16 protein-coding genes are annotated in these 17,844 nt (G+C 67.6%); all 16 read right to left on the reverse strand.

The genetic code is table 11. The annotated features are described in order from the left end of the window. Positions 1 to 63: 63 nt before the first annotated feature. On the reverse strand, positions 64 to 1,188 hold the full coding sequence (locus tag BM031_RS07320) for an acyl-CoA dehydrogenase family protein (RefSeq protein ID WP_091873113.1): 1,125 nt from the start codon (positions 1,186 to 1,188) through the stop codon (positions 64 to 66). 32 nt (positions 1,189 to 1,220) lie between these two features. Further along, positions 1,221 to 2,021: a crotonase/enoyl-CoA hydratase family protein gene (locus tag BM031_RS07325; protein ID WP_091873116.1), complete on the reverse strand. Its 801-nt coding sequence runs from the start codon at positions 2,019 to 2,021 to the stop codon at positions 1,221 to 1,223. Continuing rightward, a complete protein-coding gene (locus BM031_RS07330; protein WP_091873118.1) occupies positions 2,018 to 3,073 on the reverse strand; it encodes an acyl-CoA dehydrogenase family protein in 1,056 nt (351 codons plus the stop codon). The genes BM031_RS07325 and BM031_RS07330 overlap by 4 nt, the downstream gene beginning before the upstream one ends. A 2-nt stretch (positions 3,074 to 3,075) precedes the next feature. Continuing rightward, complete coding sequence (locus BM031_RS07335) at positions 3,076 to 4,221, reverse strand: acyl-CoA dehydrogenase family protein (RefSeq protein ID WP_091873121.1); 1,146 nt, start codon at positions 4,219 to 4,221, stop codon at positions 3,076 to 3,078. A 132-nt stretch (positions 4,222 to 4,353) separates the two neighbouring features. Beyond that, the gene (locus tag BM031_RS07340) at positions 4,354 to 5,661 is read right to left on the reverse strand and encodes an amidohydrolase family protein (protein ID WP_091873124.1); all 1,308 of its coding nucleotides are present in this window, start codon (positions 5,659 to 5,661) and stop codon (positions 4,354 to 4,356) included. Between the two features lie 122 nt (positions 5,662 to 5,783). After that, on the reverse strand, positions 5,784 to 7,058 hold the full coding sequence (locus BM031_RS07345; RefSeq protein ID WP_091873125.1) for a cytochrome P450: 1,275 nt from the start codon (positions 7,056 to 7,058) through the stop codon (positions 5,784 to 5,786). Positions 7,059 to 7,169: 111 nt separating this feature from the next. Further along, entirely contained in the window at positions 7,170 to 7,940 is a 771-nt protein-coding gene (locus tag BM031_RS07350; protein WP_091873128.1) for an SDR family NAD(P)-dependent oxidoreductase, read from the reverse strand. 32 nt (positions 7,941 to 7,972) lie between these two features. Beyond that, on the reverse strand, positions 7,973 to 9,151 hold the full coding sequence (locus BM031_RS07355) for an MFS transporter (RefSeq protein WP_091873130.1): 1,179 nt from the start codon (positions 9,149 to 9,151) through the stop codon (positions 7,973 to 7,975). Further along, the gene (locus BM031_RS07360; RefSeq protein ID WP_091873132.1) at positions 9,144 to 10,205 is read right to left on the reverse strand and encodes a phosphotransferase family protein; all 1,062 of its coding nucleotides are present in this window, start codon (positions 10,203 to 10,205) and stop codon (positions 9,144 to 9,146) included. The genes BM031_RS07355 and BM031_RS07360 overlap by 8 nt, the downstream gene beginning before the upstream one ends. Beyond that, entirely contained in the window at positions 10,202 to 11,476 is a 1,275-nt protein-coding gene (locus BM031_RS07365; protein WP_091873135.1) for an acyl-CoA dehydrogenase family protein, read from the reverse strand. Before BM031_RS07365 ends, BM031_RS07360 begins: the two co-directional genes overlap by 4 nt. Before the next feature lie 21 nt (positions 11,477 to 11,497). Then, positions 11,498 to 12,235 carry an SDR family NAD(P)-dependent oxidoreductase gene (locus BM031_RS07370; protein WP_091873138.1) on the reverse strand — a complete coding sequence of 246 codons (738 nt, stop codon included), beginning with the start codon at positions 12,233 to 12,235 and terminating at the stop codon, positions 11,498 to 11,500. Beyond that, a complete protein-coding gene (locus tag BM031_RS07375) occupies positions 12,232 to 14,502 on the reverse strand; it encodes a CoA transferase (RefSeq protein ID WP_229408691.1) in 2,271 nt (756 codons plus the stop codon). The genes BM031_RS07370 and BM031_RS07375 overlap by 4 nt, the downstream gene beginning before the upstream one ends. Further along, positions 14,499 to 15,014, reverse strand: coding sequence for a carboxymuconolactone decarboxylase family protein (locus tag BM031_RS07380; protein WP_091873140.1), 516 nt, complete (start codon positions 15,012 to 15,014; stop codon positions 14,499 to 14,501). The genes BM031_RS07375 and BM031_RS07380 overlap by 4 nt, the downstream gene beginning before the upstream one ends. A gap of 122 nt (positions 15,015 to 15,136) precedes the next feature. Next, positions 15,137 to 15,493, reverse strand: a complete 357-nt coding sequence (locus tag BM031_RS07385; RefSeq protein WP_091873143.1) for a nuclear transport factor 2 family protein — start codon at positions 15,491 to 15,493, stop codon at positions 15,137 to 15,139. After that, positions 15,490 to 16,530 carry a hypothetical protein gene (locus tag BM031_RS07390; protein WP_091873146.1) on the reverse strand — a complete coding sequence of 347 codons (1,041 nt, stop codon included), beginning with the start codon at positions 16,528 to 16,530 and terminating at the stop codon, positions 15,490 to 15,492. The genes BM031_RS07385 and BM031_RS07390 overlap by 4 nt, the downstream gene beginning before the upstream one ends. A gap of 4 nt (positions 16,531 to 16,534) precedes the next feature. After that, complete coding sequence (locus BM031_RS07395) at positions 16,535 to 17,809, reverse strand: cytochrome P450 (RefSeq protein WP_091873149.1); 1,275 nt, start codon at positions 17,807 to 17,809, stop codon at positions 16,535 to 16,537. Between the last annotated feature and the right edge of the window lie 35 nt (positions 17,810 to 17,844).

The following is a 17,844-nucleotide window of genomic DNA, read 5'->3' on the forward strand; positions in this document are numbered from 1 at the left end:
CCTTGATTCGGAAATGGATGTGCGGGGACCGGCCGCTCGGCGCGGCCGTGGAGGCGGGTCGGTCTACAGCGAACGCGCGATGATCTCTTTCATGATCTCCGAGGTGCCACCGTAGATCCGGGCGACGCGCGCGTCGACCCAGGCGCGGCTGATCTTGTACTCGCTCATGAAGCCGTACCCGCCATGCAGCTGGAGCAGTTCGTCCAGTATCTTCCCCTGCATTTCCGATCCCAGCAGCTTGCACATGGCGCCGACTTCGGGCGAGAGTTCGCCGCGCATCGCCTTGCCCAGGCAGTCATCGACGAATACGCGCAGCATCGTGGCCTGGGCCTTGCACTCGGCCAGCTTGAATTTGGTGTTCTGGAAATCGAATACGGTCTTGCCGAATACCTTGCGCTCGCGCACATAGGCCAGGGTGTCCTCGAGCAGCGCCTCGATCGATGCCGCCGCGCGCAGGCCGATGATGGTGCGCTCCCACGCCAGCTGGTGGGTCAGGTAGCCGAAGCCCTTGTTCTCTTCGCCCAGCCGGTTTTCCACCGGGACCCGCACCTCGTCGAAGAACAGCTCGGACGTATCCTGCCCTTTCAGGCCGATTTTTTCCAGCAGCTTGCCCTTCGAGAAGCCCGGCCGGTCTGCTTCGACGCAGACCAGTGTCAGTTCCTTCGCGCCCGGATCGAGCTTGGTGGCGGTGACCATCAGGTCGGCGTTGCCGCCGTTGGTGATGAAGGTCTTCTGGCCGTTGATGACGTAGTCGCCGCCGTCGCGCCGCGCGCTGGTGCGCATCGAGCGCAGGTCCGAGCCGATGCCCGGCTCGCTCATCGCGATGACGCCGATGAGCTCCCCGCTCACCATCTTCGGCAGCCAGCGCCGCTTCTGCTCTTCGCTGCCGTAGGCGACGATGTAGGGCGTGACGATTTCGGAGTGCGTGGTAAAGCCGATCGCGGTGGCGTTGACCCGGGCCAGCTCTTCGATCATCACGGCCGAATGGCCGAAGTCGCCGCCGGCGCCGCCGTATTCCTCGGGCACGGTGGAGCACAGCAGGCCGACTTCACCGGCCTTGCGCCACACCGACTTGGGGACGATGCCGGCGTGTTCCCACTCCGGCAGGTGGGGCACGATCTCGTTTTCGATGAACCGCCGGGCCATCTCGCGGAACATGTGATGGTCTTCGCGAAAAACACTGCGCATGCTGCTTCTCCTGGTTCTGGTAGGGTGCGGGTCTAACGGCCCTGGTATTGAGGTGCGCGCTTCCCGAGGAAGGCCGATACGGCCTCGGCGTGGTCCTCGGTATGGTGCGCCAGCGCCTGGTAGGCGGCCGACATTTCCAGCAGCGAGTCCAGGCGCATGTGCTGTCCTTCGCGCAGCAGCCGCTTGGTCAGGCGCAGCCCGTGCGACGGGTTGGCCGCCATGCGCCGGGCGATCGCCATGGCGGCCGCCTCGAGTGCGGCAGCAGGCACGACTTCCGTTACCAGCCCCCAGGCCAGCGCGGTGGCCGCGTCGATAGTGTCGCCGGTCAGGGCCATCAGGCTCGCCTTCGGCATGCCGACGATGCGCGGCAGCAGCCAGGCGCCGCCGTCTCCCGGGACGATGCCCAGCTTCACGAAGCTTTCAGCGAACTTGGCGCTGTCAGACGCGATGCGGACGTCGCACATGCAGGCCAGGTCCAGCCCGGCGCCGATGGCCGGCCCGTTCATGGCGGCGATGGTCGGCACGTCCAGCGAATACAGGCACAGCGGAATCCGCTGGATGCCGTTGCGGTAGCTCTCGCTGACCTCGTAGGGCGAGCCGGCGAAGATGCCACCGCGCTCGGCCATGTCCTTGACATTGCCGCCGGCGCAGAAGGCCGGGCCGTTTCCGGTCAGCACCACCACCTTGATGCCCTGGTCGGCCCGCACCATCGCGCACATGTCGACGAATTCCTGCATCTGCGACGGGGCGCTCAAGGCGTTACGGGTTTCGGGGCTGTCCATGCGGACCAGCAGGATGGCGCCGTCGCGCTCCAGGCTCAGGAAAGGCTTCATGCGCGCTGCTCCATCAGGGTGTCGAAACGGCCGTCGGTCACGCCCGGCCAGAAGCCGGCCGGGCCGGCGGCGCACACCGCCCTGCCGAGCCGCTGCGACCACGCGGTGGCGGAACCGAATTCGCTGCGCCAGGACCACAGGCGGCGGGTGCTCAGGTGCAGCGCATGCTCATGGGTGAAGCCGATCGCCCCGTGCACGGCGTGCGCCACGCTGGCGCCGATACCCGCAGCCTCCGAAGCACAGATCTTGGCGGCGATGGCCTGCAGGCGCACGATGCGCGACTCGGCCGACGCAAACGCGGCTTCCGCGGCCATGACACTGGCTGCGGCGTGTTCGGCCAGGACCGCGACCTGCTGCTGGATGGCCTGGAAACTGGCGATCGGTTTGCCGAACTGGACCCGCTCGGACGCGTAGCCGGTGGCCATGTCCAGCACGGCTTCGAGCGCGCCTGCGATCTGGGCCGCGCGCACCATGGCCCCGCCCAGCAGCAGCACGTCGGCCGGCCAGCCGGTTGGCAAGGGCGCCTGCGCGACCGGCGCCACGTCGTGGAACAGGAGCGTGGCGCGCGGTTCCGAGGCCGTATTGGCGCTGTCGCGGCGCTGCGCCGCTTCGGTCGGCAGCAGCACCACGGCCGGCTCGGCGCCGCCCGTGACCGCCACCACGAAGGGCACCGACGCGCCCCAGGGAACATCGGCCGCCTCGCCGCTCACCACGCCGCCGAGCAGGCGCAGCGAGCCGGTGGCCGCGATGCTGACCGCGCCGGCCGCAGGGACCAGCCCGGCGGCGCCGAGCAGCCAGTTGGCCAGCATGGCCTCGGGCAGCGGCAACGGCAGGTTGTGGCGGCCGGCCAGCCGCACCACGCCGCACACGTCGCCCCAGCCGGCGCCGGCGCCGCCCAGCGCTTCGGGCGCCAGGGCCAGCGGAAAGCCGGATTCTTCGACCGCCGCCCACATGGCATGCGGCCAGGACCCGTCTTCGCATGCCAGCACCGCGGCGGGGCTGGCGAGGTCGGCGAACAGGCGCTCGACCGTAGAATCGAACAGTTGTCTCATGATTAACGCATTCCCAATCCGCGTGCGATGATCCCGCGGAGAATTTCGCGCGTACCTCCGCGCAGTGAAAATGAAGGGGCCTCCTGCATCAGGTAGGCCAGCGCCCGCGCGTGCTCGCTCGAGCCGCGCGTGGCCGGCGCCACGTCCAGCAGCAGCTGGGCGAGTTCCGGTATTTCCTGCTCGAAGCTGGCGCCTAGGTCCTTGACCACCGAGGCTTCCCATGCCGGGTTGCGTCCGGCAGCCAGCTGCGCCGTCACCGCCAGCGACATCTGGCGCAGGGTCACCAGGCGCGCGGTCAGGCGGCCGATTTCCCTGGCCTGCAGCGCGTCCGGGTGCCTGCCGACTTCGGCGATCAGGGTTTCCAGCAGCGCGATCGAACTGAGGAAGCGCTCCGGTCCGCTCCGTTCGAACGCCAGCTCGGCCGTCACCTGGGCCCAGCCCTGCCCCTCGGTGCCGATCAGGGCGTCCGCGTCCAGCGTCACCCCATCGAAGAACACCTCGTTGAAGTGACTGGCGCCGGTCAAGTCCTTGATCGGGCGGATCGTGATGCCCGGCAGGCTCAGGTCGATGATGAACTGCGACAGCCCCTCGTTGCGCTTGCTCTCCGGGTCGGTCCGGACCAGGGCGATCATGTAGTGCGAACGGTGGGCGTTGGTGGTCCAGACCTTCTGGCCGTTGACCACCCACTTGTCGCCGCTGCGGCGCGCACTGGTGCGGATCGAGGCCAGGTCGGAACCGGAATTCGGTTCGCTCATGCCGATGCAGAAGAACCGCTCGCCGCGGCAGATCGCCGGCAGGTGGAAATCCCTCTGCGCATCGGTGCCGTAGTGCAGGATCTGCGGACCGCTCTGGCGGTCGGCGAACCAGTGCGCCGACACCGGAGCCCCGGCCGCCAGCAGCTCCTCGATCACGACATAGCGGGTGAAGGGACTGGCGTCGGCGCCGCCGTAGCGCTTCGGCAGCGCCATCCCGATCCAGCCGCGTTCGCCGAGGCGGCGGCTGAAGCCGGCGTCGAATCCCATCCAGGATTCGGCGCGCCGGGTGGGCGGATAATCCGCCAGGCTTTCCACGAGAAAGCGGCGTACCTCGGCGCGAAGGGCTTCGGCCTCTGGCGGGATGGGACTGAACTTGAACTGGTCAATGGACATGGTCGGTCATGCAATGAAGTCGATGCGCCTGGCGCGCGCAGCCGCACGGAACCGACGCGGCCCTGGGGCCGCGGGGATGCGCCGGCTGCGGCGCGGACAGGGTTCAAGGGAGGCGGACCTCCCTGGCGAAGCTCAGAGCGCGGTCTGGGCGTCGGCGGCGGCGAACATCTTGTTGATGTCGCCCGAGGTGACCGGACGCTGCGGATCGCGCTCCGGCGCCGCGCCGCCCAGGCCGAGGGCCGGCTCGATGCTGACGTGGGTGGCCTGCGCCTTCAGTGCGCCGACCGTGCAGTTCTCGCGCCCGAGGATCGCGAACGGATCGTAGGAGAACTCGCGCATCGCGTTCAAGTGCGTGATCTTGTTGATGACCCCGTCCGACAGGTGCTGCGCCTGGCTCCAGAACACGTTCGCCGAATTCGGCCAGGTGCAGTCGGAGTGCGGGTAGTCGCATTCCCAGGTGACCATATCGACATTGATCGAATCGAGGTTCTTCAGCCCGAACGCATCCTCGATGAAGCAGGTGATGATGTGTTCATTGAAGATGTCGCTCGGCTTCTTGTTGCCGAAATTCGAGTTGGTCCACTCGTGGTGATGGCTGTGGGTAAAGTCGGCGCGCTCGAGCAGGTAGGGAATCCAGCCAATGCCGCCTTCGGACAGGGCCATGCGCAGCTTCGGGTACTTCTTCCACATCGGGGCCCAGATCCAGTCGGCCGCCGAATTCGAGATCGAGATCGGCATCGAAGTGATCCAGGCGTCGATCGGCGACTCGTCCGAGGCGTGGGCCGCCTTGACGCCGGTGCCGATGTGGCAGCAGATCACGACGCCGTTGTCGGCGCAGGCCTTCCACAGCGGATCCCAGTGGGCGTTGTGGATCGAGGGGTAGCCGTGCACGGTCGGGTTGTCGGACAGGGTCAGCGCATGCACGCCCTGGTCCGCCAGGCGCTTGACCTCGGCGGCTGCGGCCTGCATGTCCCACCAGGGCACCATCATGAGCGGGATGAAGCGGCCCGGCGCCGCGTTGCACCAGTCATGCAGGTGCCAGTCGTTGTAGGCCTGGATGGCCGCCAGGCTGACCTCGCGGTCGTTCATCACCTGGAAGCGCTGTCCCGCAAAGCCCGGGAAGGTCGGGAAGCACAGCGAACCGAGCACGCCATTGGCGTTCATGTCGTCGACGCGCGCCTTGATGTCCCAGGTACCGCGGCGCATCTGCTCGTAGGAGAGCGGCTCCATGCCATATTCTTCCTTGGGGCGGCCGACCACCGAATTGAGGCCCATGTAGCCGGTCGCCTTGTCTTCGAATACCCAGACGTCGCGGCCCTTGATGGTCTCGACTTTCGGCTGGCGGCCCTTGAATTTGGCAGGCATGTGGCGGTCGAAAGCGCCGCGCGGTTCGATCACGTGGTCGTCCACGCTCACGAGGATCAGGTCTTCATATTTCATCGTTGTCTCCGAGGAAGGTATTCGCTTAACCAGCGTCTGGTTTTCTCTGGCTTCATTCTAGAACAGATTTCGGATTTAATTAAACATTTTTTACGAATCTGTTCATTTTATGTGAGTTGTTCTCAGTCCCAGAGCACGTGCACGTGTTTCGGCCCGCGCAATTGGGCGCCGGTGATGAGCGGCGGCGGCAGGTCCGGGTCGAGCCGCAGGTTCGGCAGCAGGTCGAGGATGGCGTTGACGGCCACCTGCAGTTCGGTCTTGGCGATGAACTGGCCGATGCACATGTGCGGGCCGAAGCCGAAACCGAACGATGGCTTGGGCTTGCGGTCGATATCGAATTGTTCGCTGTTCTCGAAGGCTTCCTCGTCGCGGTTGGCGGAACTGACGATGCACTGCACCATCGCGCCTTTCGGAATGGCCACGCCGGCCAGCTCCAGGTCCTGCGCGGCCTGGCGTACCTTGAAGGTGGCCACCGGCTCGAAACGGATCGCCTCGTCGATCGCCTTCGGCAGCAGGCTGCGGTCCTGGCGCACGCGCTCGAGCAGCGCCGGGCGTTCGAGCAGCAGCGTCATCAGGGTGCCGAAGGTGCGCGTGGTGGTCTCGGCGGCGGCCGGGAGCAGCGAGCGCACGAAGGTGGTCACCTCGTGGTCGTCGAACTTGCGGCCGTCGTTTTCGGCGCGAATCAGGCGGCTGATCAGGTCGTCGCCCTGGGCGCCATTGCGGCGCACCTCGACCACCGCTTCATGGGTGGCATCGTAGAGCGACTTGGCGGCATTCATCGCGGCCTGGCGCGCCAGCGCGGCTTTCTCGGCATCGACTTGCGGCCCGGCCAGGATCGCCAGCGCCCAGGCGGCGTACTGCTTGATCTTGTCCGGATCGCTGCCGGGGAACCCGATGAGGGCGTAGATCAGGCGGATCGGGAAATACAGGCCGAATTCCATCAGGTCGGCCTTCTTTTGCGGGACCAGGCCAAGCAGGAACTCGTTGCGCACGATCGGATCCATTTTCGAATCGCGCCAGCTGTTGACGACTTCGGGCATGAAGATCGGCTGCAGCAGCGCCCTCGCCTTCTTGTGCGCCTCGCCGTCCATGCCGGTCAGGATCAGGCCGTCGAAGAACGCACCCAGGCCCTCGGCAATGAAGCCGCTGGTGTAATTGGTGGCGTCGCGCAGTACCGCCATCGTTTCCTTGTACTTGAACACCGTAAAAGTCGGCCGGTTTGCGTCGAGCCCGGCGATATTCGGCACGCCGAGCCTGCCCATGAAATTCTCGGCGATGATCGGCGAGTCCCTGCGCATGGCGCGGTAGATCGCATGCAGGTCGACATTCTCGCCCCGGTAATTGTCGGCTACGCCCGTGTAGGCGCTCTCGAGACTTACTTCCTTGCTGCTACTCATGCTGTCATCCTCCAGTTGTCGCCGGCGCAAAGCCGGGCGTTTATTGAACACTTTTGCAGATAGTGCTCTATTTATGGAGAATTGCCAAGCGATTCACGCCATGCGCCAGGCTTACGGAATCATCAGGCCGCCATCGACGGCGAGCGTCTGCCCGGTGATGAAGCGCGCGCCCTCGCTCATCATGTACACCACGAAGGGCGTCATGTCGCGGTCCGGGTCGCCCAGCCTGCCGCCGAGCGGAATCAGGCCGGCCATCATCCGGTCGTGCGCAGCCAATGCCTGCTCGTCCATGCGCGCCCGGTGCGCTTCGTACATCGGCGTCCACATGCCGGGGGCCGCCGCGTTCACGCTGATGCCATGCCTGCCCCACTCCTTGGCCACGGTGCGGGTCCAGCCCAGCACTGCCGCTTTGGCCGCGGAATAGTGGGCGCAGCCGGGCAGGCCCATCACGCCGGCGGCCGAGCCGAAGTTCAGGATCCGCCCACCCTGCTCCTTCAGGTAGGCAAACGCCGCCTGGTTGGTGTGGAAGGTGCCGCGCGTATTGACGTCGAACATCAGGTCCCAGTCTGCGTCGCCGATCGACTCGGCGGGGGCCGCGCGTTCGATCCCGGCGATATTGACGAGGCCATCGAGCCCGCCGAGCCAGGCAACGGCGTCCGCAAACGCGGCATCGACCTCGGCGCGCTTGCGCACGTCGCAGCGGAAATAGCGGGCCGCGCCCGGGCCGGTTCGGTCGGCGCGTGCCGCCTCCTCGCTGCCCAGGGGATCATTGACATCCATTGCGGCCACCCGTGCACCCGCGCCGACCAGGCCGCGCAGGACGCTGGCGCCGATGCCGCCGGCCGCGCCGGTAACGATCAGCCGTTTGCGATTCAGATCCATTTTCTGTCCTTCAGGTTGTTTGATCGAGAAGCTCAAGCCGCGCGCGGGCGCAGGCGCCGCGCCTGGATGCTGCCTGCGCCGAGCGCGGCCGACATCATCCAGAACAGAGCAGCGGCCCCGGCCGCCGCCCCGAGCGCGCCGAACAGCAGCGGCATTGCCGCCATCGAGCTGTGGATCGCCATCGAGCGCAAGGCCAGCGCTTCGCCGTGGCGTCCGGGCGGAGCGACATCGTGCAGCGAGGCCAGGATGGCGGGCTGCACCACGCCCAGCGCGACCCCGAGCATGGCGGCGCAGGCGGCCATGGCCCAGGCGTTGTGCAACAGCGGATATGCGCCGAACACCGCGCAGGCCAGCAGGAGCGCGCCTGCCAGCAAGGTATTGCCGGAGATGCGCCCGGCCACCAAGGGAATTGCCAGGCGCACCAGCATCGAGGCCACCGCATAGGCGGCCAGTACCGCTCCCAGCGCCGAGGCGCTCATTGCGCGCTCGACGCCCAGCAGCGGCAGCGCAAAGCCATGGACGTCCCAGCTGACCGAGACCAGCCAGCTAAGCAGCAGCAGGCGGCGAAATGGCGCCAGGCGCAGCAGGTCCCAGGACGACGCCCGGCCTTGGTTCGGGCTGGCGGCGGCGCGCGGCGTTTCGGCGGGGACGGCTTGCGCCGCCAGCAGGGTCGCTGCCGGCAGCAAGGCCAGCGCAAGGAAGGCGCTTGAAAAACCGGCGTGGTCGATCAGCACGCCGGCCAGCATGGGCCCGAACAGTCCTGCGACGGCAGGCGCCAGGGCAATCCAGCTGAATACGCGCAGCCGCCCGGCCTCGCTGGTGGCGAGCCGGCTGGCGCTGCGCTGGATCGCAATCATCCCGCAACCGGAGCCGGCCCCGCTGAGCGCCGCGGCCGCGCACAGTGCCCACAGGCTGTGCGACGCTGCCGCCAGCAGGGTGCCCGCTAGTGCGCAGCATGCCGCGATCCGGACCGGCAAGTGGTAGCCGCGCCGGTCGGCCAGGCGTCCCGCGGGCAAGGCCAGCAAGGCGGGAAAGACGGCGAACATCGTCATGACCAGCCCCACCGACCAGGCCGACCGGCCCAGCGCCAGCACGCCCAGCGGCGCGGCCAGCCGCACGCCCTGCGCGCAGGCGTGCAGGCCGATCTGGCATGCGACCATCGCCGCCAGCGCGCCGCGGCCGTCGAGGACAGGAATCGCTGCGCTACGCATGGCTAGCCTCGATCGATGACAAGGCCTGCGCGAGCAGGCGCACCGCGGACGCGTGGTGGCGCGCGCCGAGGCCACGGTCGGCCTGGGCCGCGCAGGAGCGGGCATGGCTGGCTTCGAGCAGGATGCCGAGCTTGAAGCGCGCCAGCGCCACGTACCAGTCGGTGGCCGACAGATCGCGACTGCTGCCCTGGCGGTAGCGCTCCACCAGCTCCGCAGTCGATGCCAGGCCCTGGGCCGGCGAGACGCGTATGGTTCCGGCGCCGCATCCATCGGCGTCGGGCCAGGTGGCTACCAGCCAGCCCAGGTCCAGCAAGGGATCCCCCACCGTCGCCAGCTCCCAGTCGATGATCGCCGCCAGCACCGGCCGGTCGTACTTGAACATTACATTGCCCAGATGAAAATCGCCATGCAGCAGACCGGCGGTAAATGCCTTGGGCACCCGCTCGCCCAGCCACTGCGCCACCTCCGCCACCCCCGGCAACGATTGCGGGCCCGGCCAGCCCGCATACTGCCGGCAGGCGTCCAGGTGGCGCAGCCAGCGTGGGACCTGGCGCTCCAGGAAGCCGTCCGGCTTGCCGAAATCGTCCAACCCGAGCTTGGCCACGTCGATCTCGCCGAGCCGCAGCAAGCCGTCCACCATCGACCATCCCATCTCGCGGCGCCAGGCGGGATTGGCCGCGTAGCGACCGCGCAGCGGCTTCGGCGTTGCGGTGAACCCGTCCACCGGCGCCATCAGGTAGAACGGCACGCCAAGGATGGTCGGATCGGTGCAGGAAGCCCGCAAGGCCGGATGGGGCACCGCGCTGCCCGCCAGCGCCTGCAGCAGGCGCGCCTCGCGCAGGAAGCCACGTTGGACGTCCGCATGCGCGCCCGCGCGCGGGCAGCGCAGCACATAGGCCTGGCCAGTGCCACGCTCGAAGCGCAGCAGGACGTTCTGGGTGCCGCCGGTCAGCGCCGTGACGCGGCGCAGCTCTCCCGCGCCGAGGCCTTGCGCGTCCATCCAGCGCGCCAGCGCGCCCAGGTCGGGCCCGGTGCCGGCACCCGGGGCGCTCATCCGAGCACCGGCCGGAATTTTTCGGCCGCGGCGGCCGCTGCCGTGGGGCGGTGATAGTCCGGAAACAGGTCTTCGCATGGCGCGTAATCGCGCAGCAGCTGGCGCGCCACGGTGATCTTGTGCACCTCCGTCGGGCCATCGGCAAGCCCCATCTGGTAGGCGCGCACGATCAGGCCGACGAAAGGCATCTCGGTCGAGACGCCGATCGAGCCATGGACCTGCAGCGCACTCGAGGCGATGTCGTGCAGGACCCTGGGCATGGTCGCCTTGACGGCGGCGATGTCCTTGCGCACCTTCTGGTAGTCGTGATATTTATCGATGCGCCAGGCGGTACGCATGACCAGCAGCCGGAACTGCTCGAGCTGGATCCAGGCGTCCGCGATCTTTTCCTGCACCATCTGCTTGTCCGACAGGAGCGAGCCCTGCGTCGTGCGCGACAGGGCGCGCTCGCACAGGGCGTCGAGCGCGCCCTGTGCCTGGCCAATCACGCGCATCGCGTGGTGCACCCGCCCGCCTCCCAGCCGCACCTGCGCAATGGCGAACGCCGCGCCGGGCTCGCCCAGCATGCACTCGGCGCCGACCCGCACCGCGTCGAAATCCAGGTAGGCATGGGTGGCCTCCGGATCGTCCGCCACCCCGACATTGCGGATGATCTCGATGCCGGGCGTATCGGCCGGCACCACGAACATGCTCATGCCCTGGTAGGCCGGGGCGTCCGGATCGGTGAGCGCCATGACGATGAAGAATGCCGCGTAGCGCGCATTCGACGCAAACCATTTCTGGCCGGTGATCACCCAGCCGTCCCCATCCCGAGTTGCACGCGAGGTGAACACCTTGGGGTCGGCGCCGCCTTGCGGCTCGGTCATGGCGAAGCAGGAAACCACCTCGTTGGCCAATAGCGGAGCGAGAAAACGCGCTTTCTGTTCAGGCGTGCCATAGGCTGCGAGGATCTCGCAATTGCCCGAGTCGGGCGCGTGGGCGCCGAACACGATGGGCGCGAACAGCGCGCGCCCCAGGATCTCGTTCATCAGGCCAAGCTTGACCTGGCCGTACCCGGCGCCGCCCAGTTCCGGTCCCAGGTGGCAGGCCCACAGCCGGCGCTCGCGCACCTGCCGCTGGAGCGGGCGAACCAGCAGCGCGAAGCGCGGGTCGTGGATGTTCCACGGGCTGCCCAGCACGTGCTCGAGTGGCGCGACCTCGTCGCGAACGAACTGCGCCATCCAGTCCAGCTCTGCCTGGAACGCCGGGTCGGTTTCAAAATCCCATGCCATGTCGGTCTCCTAGGTTCGGTCTCATGCAAGCAGCAGGCCGCCATCGACCAGCAGGGTCTGGCCCAGCACATAGGCGGCCAGGGGCGAGGCCAGGAACAGCGCCGCCCCGGCCATATCGGCGGGCGTGCCCAGGCGTCCCAGCGGTATCTTCCTCAGTGAGGCTTCCAGCCGCTCGGGGTGGTCGGTGGTGACCCTGGTCAGCTTGGTGGCGACCAGCCCGGGCGCGATGCCGTTGACGCGGATGCCGTCGCGGGCCCAGGCTTCGGCGAGCGTGCGGGTCAGGCCGAAGGCCCCGGTCTTGGATGCGTTGTAGGCCGGCGTGCCGACCGTCGAGTGGAAGGCCGCGGCGGAGCTGACGATGATCATCGATCCGCGGGCGTGTGCGAGCATGCCGTGGAAGCGCTCGCCGCAGGCCATCAGGCTGACCAGGTTGACGTTGACGACTTCCCGGAACGCGGTCAGCTTGAATTCCTCGCGCCGGTAGCGCACGATGCCCTGGGCGCAGACCAGTACGTCGAGGCGGTCGAACGGCAGCGCCGTGGTGGCGACGGCATCAAAGTCGGCGACGTCGACGCGGGCGTAGTGCAGGCCGTCCAGGTCCGAACCCTGCCCGGCATCGTAATCGCCGGCCTGTGCCCGGGTGCCCCATACGTGCACCTCGGCGCCGCGCGCGCGGAAGGCCTGGGCGATGCCGTTGCCGATGCCGCTTGAGCCGCCGACGACCAGCACGGTCTTTCCGGAGTAATCGAGTTCGTTCATGGGTTGCCCGTGCTTGCCTGCATCAGGACGGTCAAGCCCTCGCGCTCGAGTGCGGCGACCTGCGCCGGACCGAGCCCCAACTGCGCCCACACCTGCGCGCTGTGTTCGCCCAGCGCCGGCGGCGCACGGTCCAGCCTCAAGGGCAGGTCGCCGAAATCCCAGTAGCCGCCAACCTGTTCGAGTTCGCCGTAAACTGCATGGCGGTAGCTGGCATGCAGGCCTGCTGCGGCGCAGTCCGGATCGTCGAGGAAGGCTTCGCCCTGCGACTCCAGCACCGGCTCGGCCGGCACGCCGGCGCCACGCAGCGCGGCCAGAGCGCGTTCGCGCGGCTGCGCGCCGAACCAGGCCTCGCGCTCATCGGCCAGTTCCCCTGCCAGCCGCGACATGGCCGTCCGTTCCTGCGCGTCGAACGCTGCCACCGCAAGCCAGCCGTCCGCGCACAGGTACAGCCGGTGGTCCGGCGACAGCCCGGTCTGGGCCGCGTCGAGGCGCTCGACCGGCGTGATGCCCCCGTCGGGCAGCATCACTGCCTCGGCGACCGTCAGGAGGGTGGCGCCGAGCAGCGACGAGGCCACCATCTGCCCGGCCCCGGTGTCGAGCCGGCGGTAATGCGCCAGCAGCACCGCGAACACCGACGACAGCGCGGCCAGGTAGTCGCCCACGCCGAAACGCAGCCACATCGGTGGATTGCCCTGCCCGCCGCACTCGATCTCCCACCCGCAGGCGGCCTGCATCAGCTGGTCGAAGCCAGGCCAGTCCTTCTGCTCGCCCTTCGGTCCGTAGGAACTGATGTGACAGAACACCAGCGCCGGATTGATCCGGGACAGCGCCGCATGGTCGACGCCGAGCTTGCGCGCGGCGGGCAGGCGGATGTTGTGGTGTACCACGTCGGCCCAGCGCACCAGGGCCTCGAGCGCTTCCTGCGCCCCGGCTTCGCCGAGCTTGAGCGCCACCCCGAGCTTGCCGCGCTGGGTGCCGGCGAACACCCGCTCGAGCCGGCGCATGGCGTCGCCCGCCGGCGGCTCGACCTTGATGACCTCGGCGCCGAGGTCGGCCAGCAGCATCGTGGCGAAGGGGCCGGCCAGGTAGGCGCCGAGGTCGAGCACCTTCATGCCGGCCAGCGGCGGCAGCGCCTTGCGGGCGCCCGGCTGCGCCGAAACGGCCGGCGGCGCGCTCCGCGTGCCGGGCGGTGACGCGGGTTCGAGGCTACGCAACGGGCCGCGCACACAGGGTGGCGGTTGGGTAAGGTAGGCCGGCCCCGGCTGCCAGACACGGCCGCGCCCGGGGTCCTCGACCGCGACCACATAGTCGTTGGCGCGCGCCTGGGCGCTGGCGTAGACGGCGCCGAAGGGCGCGGCGACCTGGGCCGCGACATCATGCTCCCAGAAATGGCGGACCCAGTCGCCGGCAGGCCGGAAGGCCATGATGGCCTTGTTGGCGCCAAAGTTGGGGGCAACGTGACTCGGCGGATACTTGGCGTTTTCCGCCGCTACCGCGTCCGGCCCCATGCCGGCCAGCGCCTGCGCCATCCAGGGCGCCTGATCGGGCGAGTAATGCACGTGCACCCAGGCGCCGTCGGCACACCGGTGCAAGGGGATGGGCGTGCCCTTGGACAGCCCCTTGGCGAATGCCGGCGTCGGGTGCTGCGCCCGCGACCAGTGCATGCTCATTGGCGCCAGCGCCGCCTGCGCCAGGCTGGTGTGGGCCGCGCCCCCGCGGCCGTCGCGCCGGCGCGCGATCAGGCGGGCCAGCACGCCGGTTGCGCAGAACCAGGCGGCCAGCCAGCCAGCGAAGGGCATGCGCACGAACACCGGGCCCGGACGGTGGCCGGGCTGCTCGTCCAGCAGGCCGAGCCGTGCCAGCACCAGGGTCTCACGCGGCGGCGCCGCGGCCAGCGGATGCCTGCGTGGCCAGCTTCCGACCGCCGATACGACCAAGCGTGGATTCGCGGTGGCCAGCGCGGCGTCGTCCAGGCCGAGCGCCGCTGCCTGGCCAGGAGCGAGGTCGTGCAGTAATACGTCGGCGCCTTCGATCAGCCCCGCCAGTGCAGCCCGGCCAGCCGGGGTGTCCAGGTCGAGCGCCAGCCGCTGCTTGCCGCGGTTAAGCACCGAAAACAGGACCGACCCGGCGTCCCATGCCATGGCGGGCGTTTCGACGCGGATGACTTCGGCGCCGGCCTCGGACAGCTGCAGGCCCGCCGCTGGTCCGGCGATCCCGCTGGCCAGTTCGATCACGCGGATCCCGTGGAGAATGGGCTCGTCCATCATGCACCCGCTTCATAGGCCTGCTGCACGTAGGTCATGCGCCCGCCCGCCAGCATCAGCGCGCAAAACATGTGCAGCTCGACGATTTCGGGAGTGCTGAAGTGCAGCTTGAGCGTATCGAACAACGCGTCGCCGATCGCCATGTAGTCGGCGGCGAACAACTCCGCATAATGCAGTGCGGCCTGCTCGGCAGGGCTGAAGCGCGCATCGCTTGATGACAGGCAGGCGATGTCCTCGTCGCTCACCGAATCGTCCTTGCGGGCGAGCTGGCAGGCCTTGCAGGTCGTGATCGCGGCGATTTTCAGGCGCACCAGCTCCCTGAGCCGCCCCGGCAGCAGGCCGCGCGAGTGGATCGCCTCGAGGGTGGCGAGCCAGGCCTGGGCGGCTTCCGGACGATGTGCCCAGACCTGTACCGGCACCGTCGAGCTGAGCATCCGGGTCGCGCGTCCGCGCTCGAGCGCGGCGGCCAGCGGCGGAGCAAGGTCCTCCAGCGGCACGGTCGGAAGTCGGGTCATCCATGTCTCCTGTGCCGCTGTCGCTCGGGCGATTCTGGCGCGGCCTGGTTTATATGAACAGAATTTCTAGTTATGTTCAATATATACAGGATTTTGGAAATTGTCGACTACCAGTCCGGCCGTCAAGGCTTGCCGATGAAATAGCGCACGCTCAGCCGTCCTTCCCCGTCGAAGCGGTACAGCTCGATGGTCTCGATCGCGCGTTCCGTTCCCCTGACCAGGTTGCGGTTGTGGCAGGCCGCTTCGCTCCCATTGACGATGAGGGCATGTTCCTCGATGGCGATCGCGGCATTCTGCTTCTCCCACATCGACTCCAGCACCGGCCAGCCATCGCCGGCGGACTGCCCCACATATTCGATCGTCAAGCCGCCCGGGGCGGCCTCCCGGTACGCCGCCAGGAAGCCGGCCTTGTCCCCCGCGTTCCAGCAAGCCACCTGGGTGTGGAGGAAGCGGCGGATGGCGTCTGCGTCCATGCTCATGTCGATTCTCCCGGGCCCGGCACATTGCGGGCACTGCCATTGCGCCGGTCGGTTTCGCCCCAGCCCAGCGAGCGGTCCGGCTCACGCGTGTCGCCGACCCGTCGCCAGCGTCCTTCCTGCTGGGCGGTGATCGGGAACCCGCCCACGAAATCGATCATCTCGCCCTTTGGGTCGGGCACGAATTCCCAGCGCTCGGCGCCGTCGAGGACGATCTGGGCGCTCTCGACAAAATACGAGTCCGGCTTGTGCACGACCTGTCCCTCGATGTCGGTGGTGCAGCGGACTTCGCCCCGGTCGTTCTGGAAGATCGCATAGCCCAGGTTGCCGTGGCCGACCATGAACGAGCCGCTGTCCCAGCTGCCGTCGGTGTACACGGTGGCGAAAGTCCACCAGATCACATGCATCCGGTTGTTGACCACCAGGTCCTTCTGGAAGTGGATCGCCCCGCCCTCCGCCATCCAGGCCTGGTCGAGGGTGATGATGCCCTTCACGGGCCTGCCTTCGCAGCTTCCGGTCACATCGTACAGTTGCGAGACGTAGAAGGTGCCCCAGTCGCGCCCGGGCAGGTACCACTGCATTCCCTGGCCGAGCAGCGTGCCGGCAAGCTCGAACAGCCCCTCTTCCTTCCAGCTGAACTGCGTACCTGACGCGCTCAGCTGCCATGGGTTTCCAGGCTCACCGATCAGGCTCGACCAGCCGGCCGTGCCATTGTCCAGCCAGCGGTGCGGGAACATGGTGAGGGCTTGAGCACCGCTCTTCTCGCGGTCGATGCGGATATGGCGCCCGTCGCCAATGCGCGTCGACTGGTAGATGAATTTCGTCGGATTCGGGCTGCTGCCGGGCGCATTCAGGGCGCGCACGAAGGCGTAGATCTCCCCTTCGCGGTCGCGCACACAGCCGAACGGCATATGCTTGGTCAGCTTCAGGCCGAAATGGTCGCGCAGGTCGGCCAGGCCCTCGCCCGTCACCTGCTGGGGCCCCACCAGGCACTGGTAGTCGAAATCGGCGCGCTGCGGAATCGTCTTGAAGGTCTTCATCGGCTTAATCCCAGAGCACGTGGATATGCGACGCACCGCGCAGCTGGGCGCCCTCGATTACCGGTACCGGATACGCCGGATCCAGGCGCAGGTTGGGAAGCAGGTCGAGCAAGGCATTCACTGCACAGTTGAGTTCGATCTTGGCGACAAACTGTCCGATGCACATGTGCGGCCCAAAACCAAATCCGAAAGAAGGCTTGACGCGGCGGTCGATATCGAACACGTCGGGATGTTCGAATACCTCCTCGTCCCGATTGGCCGACACCACCATGCACTGGATGAACGAGCCTTTAGGGATCGTCACCCCGTGGAACTGCACCTCGTTGGCCGTCTCGCGCATCTTGAAGGTAGCGACCGGCTCGTAACGTACCGTCTCGTCGATCAGCTTGGGCACCAGGGAACGGTCGGCCCGCACACGGTCGATCAAGCCAGGCGTTGTCAGCAGGAGCGTCATCACGGAACTGAAGGTGCGGGTGGTGGTTTCGCCGGACGCTGGCAGCAAGGAGCGGACAAATGTCGTCACTTCGTGATCGTCGAGCATTCGTCCTTCGTGCTCGGCGCGCAACAGGTTACCAATGACGTCCTCCCCCGGGCTACCCTGCGCACGCCGCTCGACCACCACTTCGTGGATCACCTCATACAAGCGCGCGACAGCGACGCCGGCGCTGCGCCGCGCTTCCTCGAAGCGCTGAGGGTCGACCTGGTTGCCGCCGACCATCGCCAATGCCCAGGCCGCATATTGGCGGTACTGCTCCTTGTTATCCGTCGGGAAGCCCAATAGCGCGTACATGACCCGGATCGGAACGCCGAGGCCGAACTCCATCAGGTCAGCCTTCTTCAAGGGGATCATCTCCTTGAGGAAGTCATTGCGGATCACCGCATCGATCGGCTCCCGCCATTTGTTGACTGTATGGGGCATGAAAGCGGGCTGCAGGAGTGCGCGAACGCTACGATGCTGCTCGCCATCCATCGCCAGCACGATGAGTCCGTCGAAAAAGGCGCCCAGACCCTCGGCAATAAAGCCGCTGGTGTAGTTGTTCGCGTCACGCAGCACCGTCATGACGTCCTGGTGGCGGAACAGGGCGAAGGTAGGACGGGTCCCCTGCTGCAGGCCTGCGTTGGTCGGTATACCGAACTGCCGGATGAAGTCTCCCACGAAGATCGGGGATTTCGCCCGTGCCTCGCGGCAGGCGGCATGCAGGTCGCCGGTTCCCTTGTACGTCTCGGAGACGGAGGAATAGGCGCGTTCGAGGGCTTGGTCGTCAACAGCTGTAGTCACGATGGTCTCCTTGGTCCAGCGGCCTTCCGGCGAAC

This window comes from Massilia yuzhufengensis, from assembly GCF_900112225.1.
Classification (GTDB): domain Bacteria; phylum Pseudomonadota; class Gammaproteobacteria; order Burkholderiales; family Burkholderiaceae_D; genus Telluria; species Telluria yuzhufengensis.

Excerpts from the sequence above, each read along its gene's own strand:
- BM031_RS07320 (WP_091873113.1), bottom strand. The coding sequence starts at position 1,188 with ATGCGCAGTGTTTTTCGCGAAGACCATCACATGTTCCGCGAGATGGCC.
- BM031_RS07325 (WP_091873116.1), bottom strand. The coding sequence starts at position 2,021 with ATGAAGCCTTTCCTGAGCCTGGAGCGCGACGGCGCCATCCTGCTGGTC.
- BM031_RS07330 (WP_091873118.1), bottom strand. The coding sequence starts at position 3,073 with ATGAGACAACTGTTCGATTCTACGGTCGAGCGCCTGTTCGCCGACCTC.
- BM031_RS07335 (WP_091873121.1), bottom strand. The coding sequence starts at position 4,221 with ATGTCCATTGACCAGTTCAAGTTCAGTCCCATCCCGCCAGAGGCCGAA.
- BM031_RS07340 (WP_091873124.1), bottom strand. The coding sequence starts at position 5,661 with ATGAAATATGAAGACCTGATCCTCGTGAGCGTGGACGACCACGTGATC.
- BM031_RS07345 (WP_091873125.1), bottom strand. The coding sequence starts at position 7,058 with ATGAGTAGCAGCAAGGAAGTAAGTCTCGAGAGCGCCTACACGGGCGTA.
- BM031_RS07350 (WP_091873128.1), bottom strand. The coding sequence starts at position 7,940 with ATGGATCTGAATCGCAAACGGCTGATCGTTACCGGCGCGGCCGGCGGC.
- BM031_RS07355 (WP_091873130.1), bottom strand. The coding sequence starts at position 9,151 with ATGCGTAGCGCAGCGATTCCTGTCCTCGACGGCCGCGGCGCGCTGGCG.
- BM031_RS07360 (WP_091873132.1), bottom strand. The coding sequence starts at position 10,205 with ATGAGCGCCCCGGGTGCCGGCACCGGGCCCGACCTGGGCGCGCTGGCG.
- BM031_RS07365 (WP_091873135.1), bottom strand. The coding sequence starts at position 11,476 with ATGGCATGGGATTTTGAAACCGACCCGGCGTTCCAGGCAGAGCTGGAC.
- BM031_RS07370 (WP_091873138.1), bottom strand. The coding sequence starts at position 12,235 with ATGAACGAACTCGATTACTCCGGAAAGACCGTGCTGGTCGTCGGCGGC.
- BM031_RS07375 (WP_229408691.1), bottom strand. The coding sequence starts at position 14,502 with ATGATGGACGAGCCCATTCTCCACGGGATCCGCGTGATCGAACTGGCC.
- BM031_RS07380 (WP_091873140.1), bottom strand. The coding sequence starts at position 15,014 with ATGACCCGACTTCCGACCGTGCCGCTGGAGGACCTTGCTCCGCCGCTG.
- BM031_RS07385 (WP_091873143.1), bottom strand. The coding sequence starts at position 15,493 with ATGAGCATGGACGCAGACGCCATCCGCCGCTTCCTCCACACCCAGGTG.
- BM031_RS07390 (WP_091873146.1), bottom strand. The coding sequence starts at position 16,530 with ATGAAGACCTTCAAGACGATTCCGCAGCGCGCCGATTTCGACTACCAG.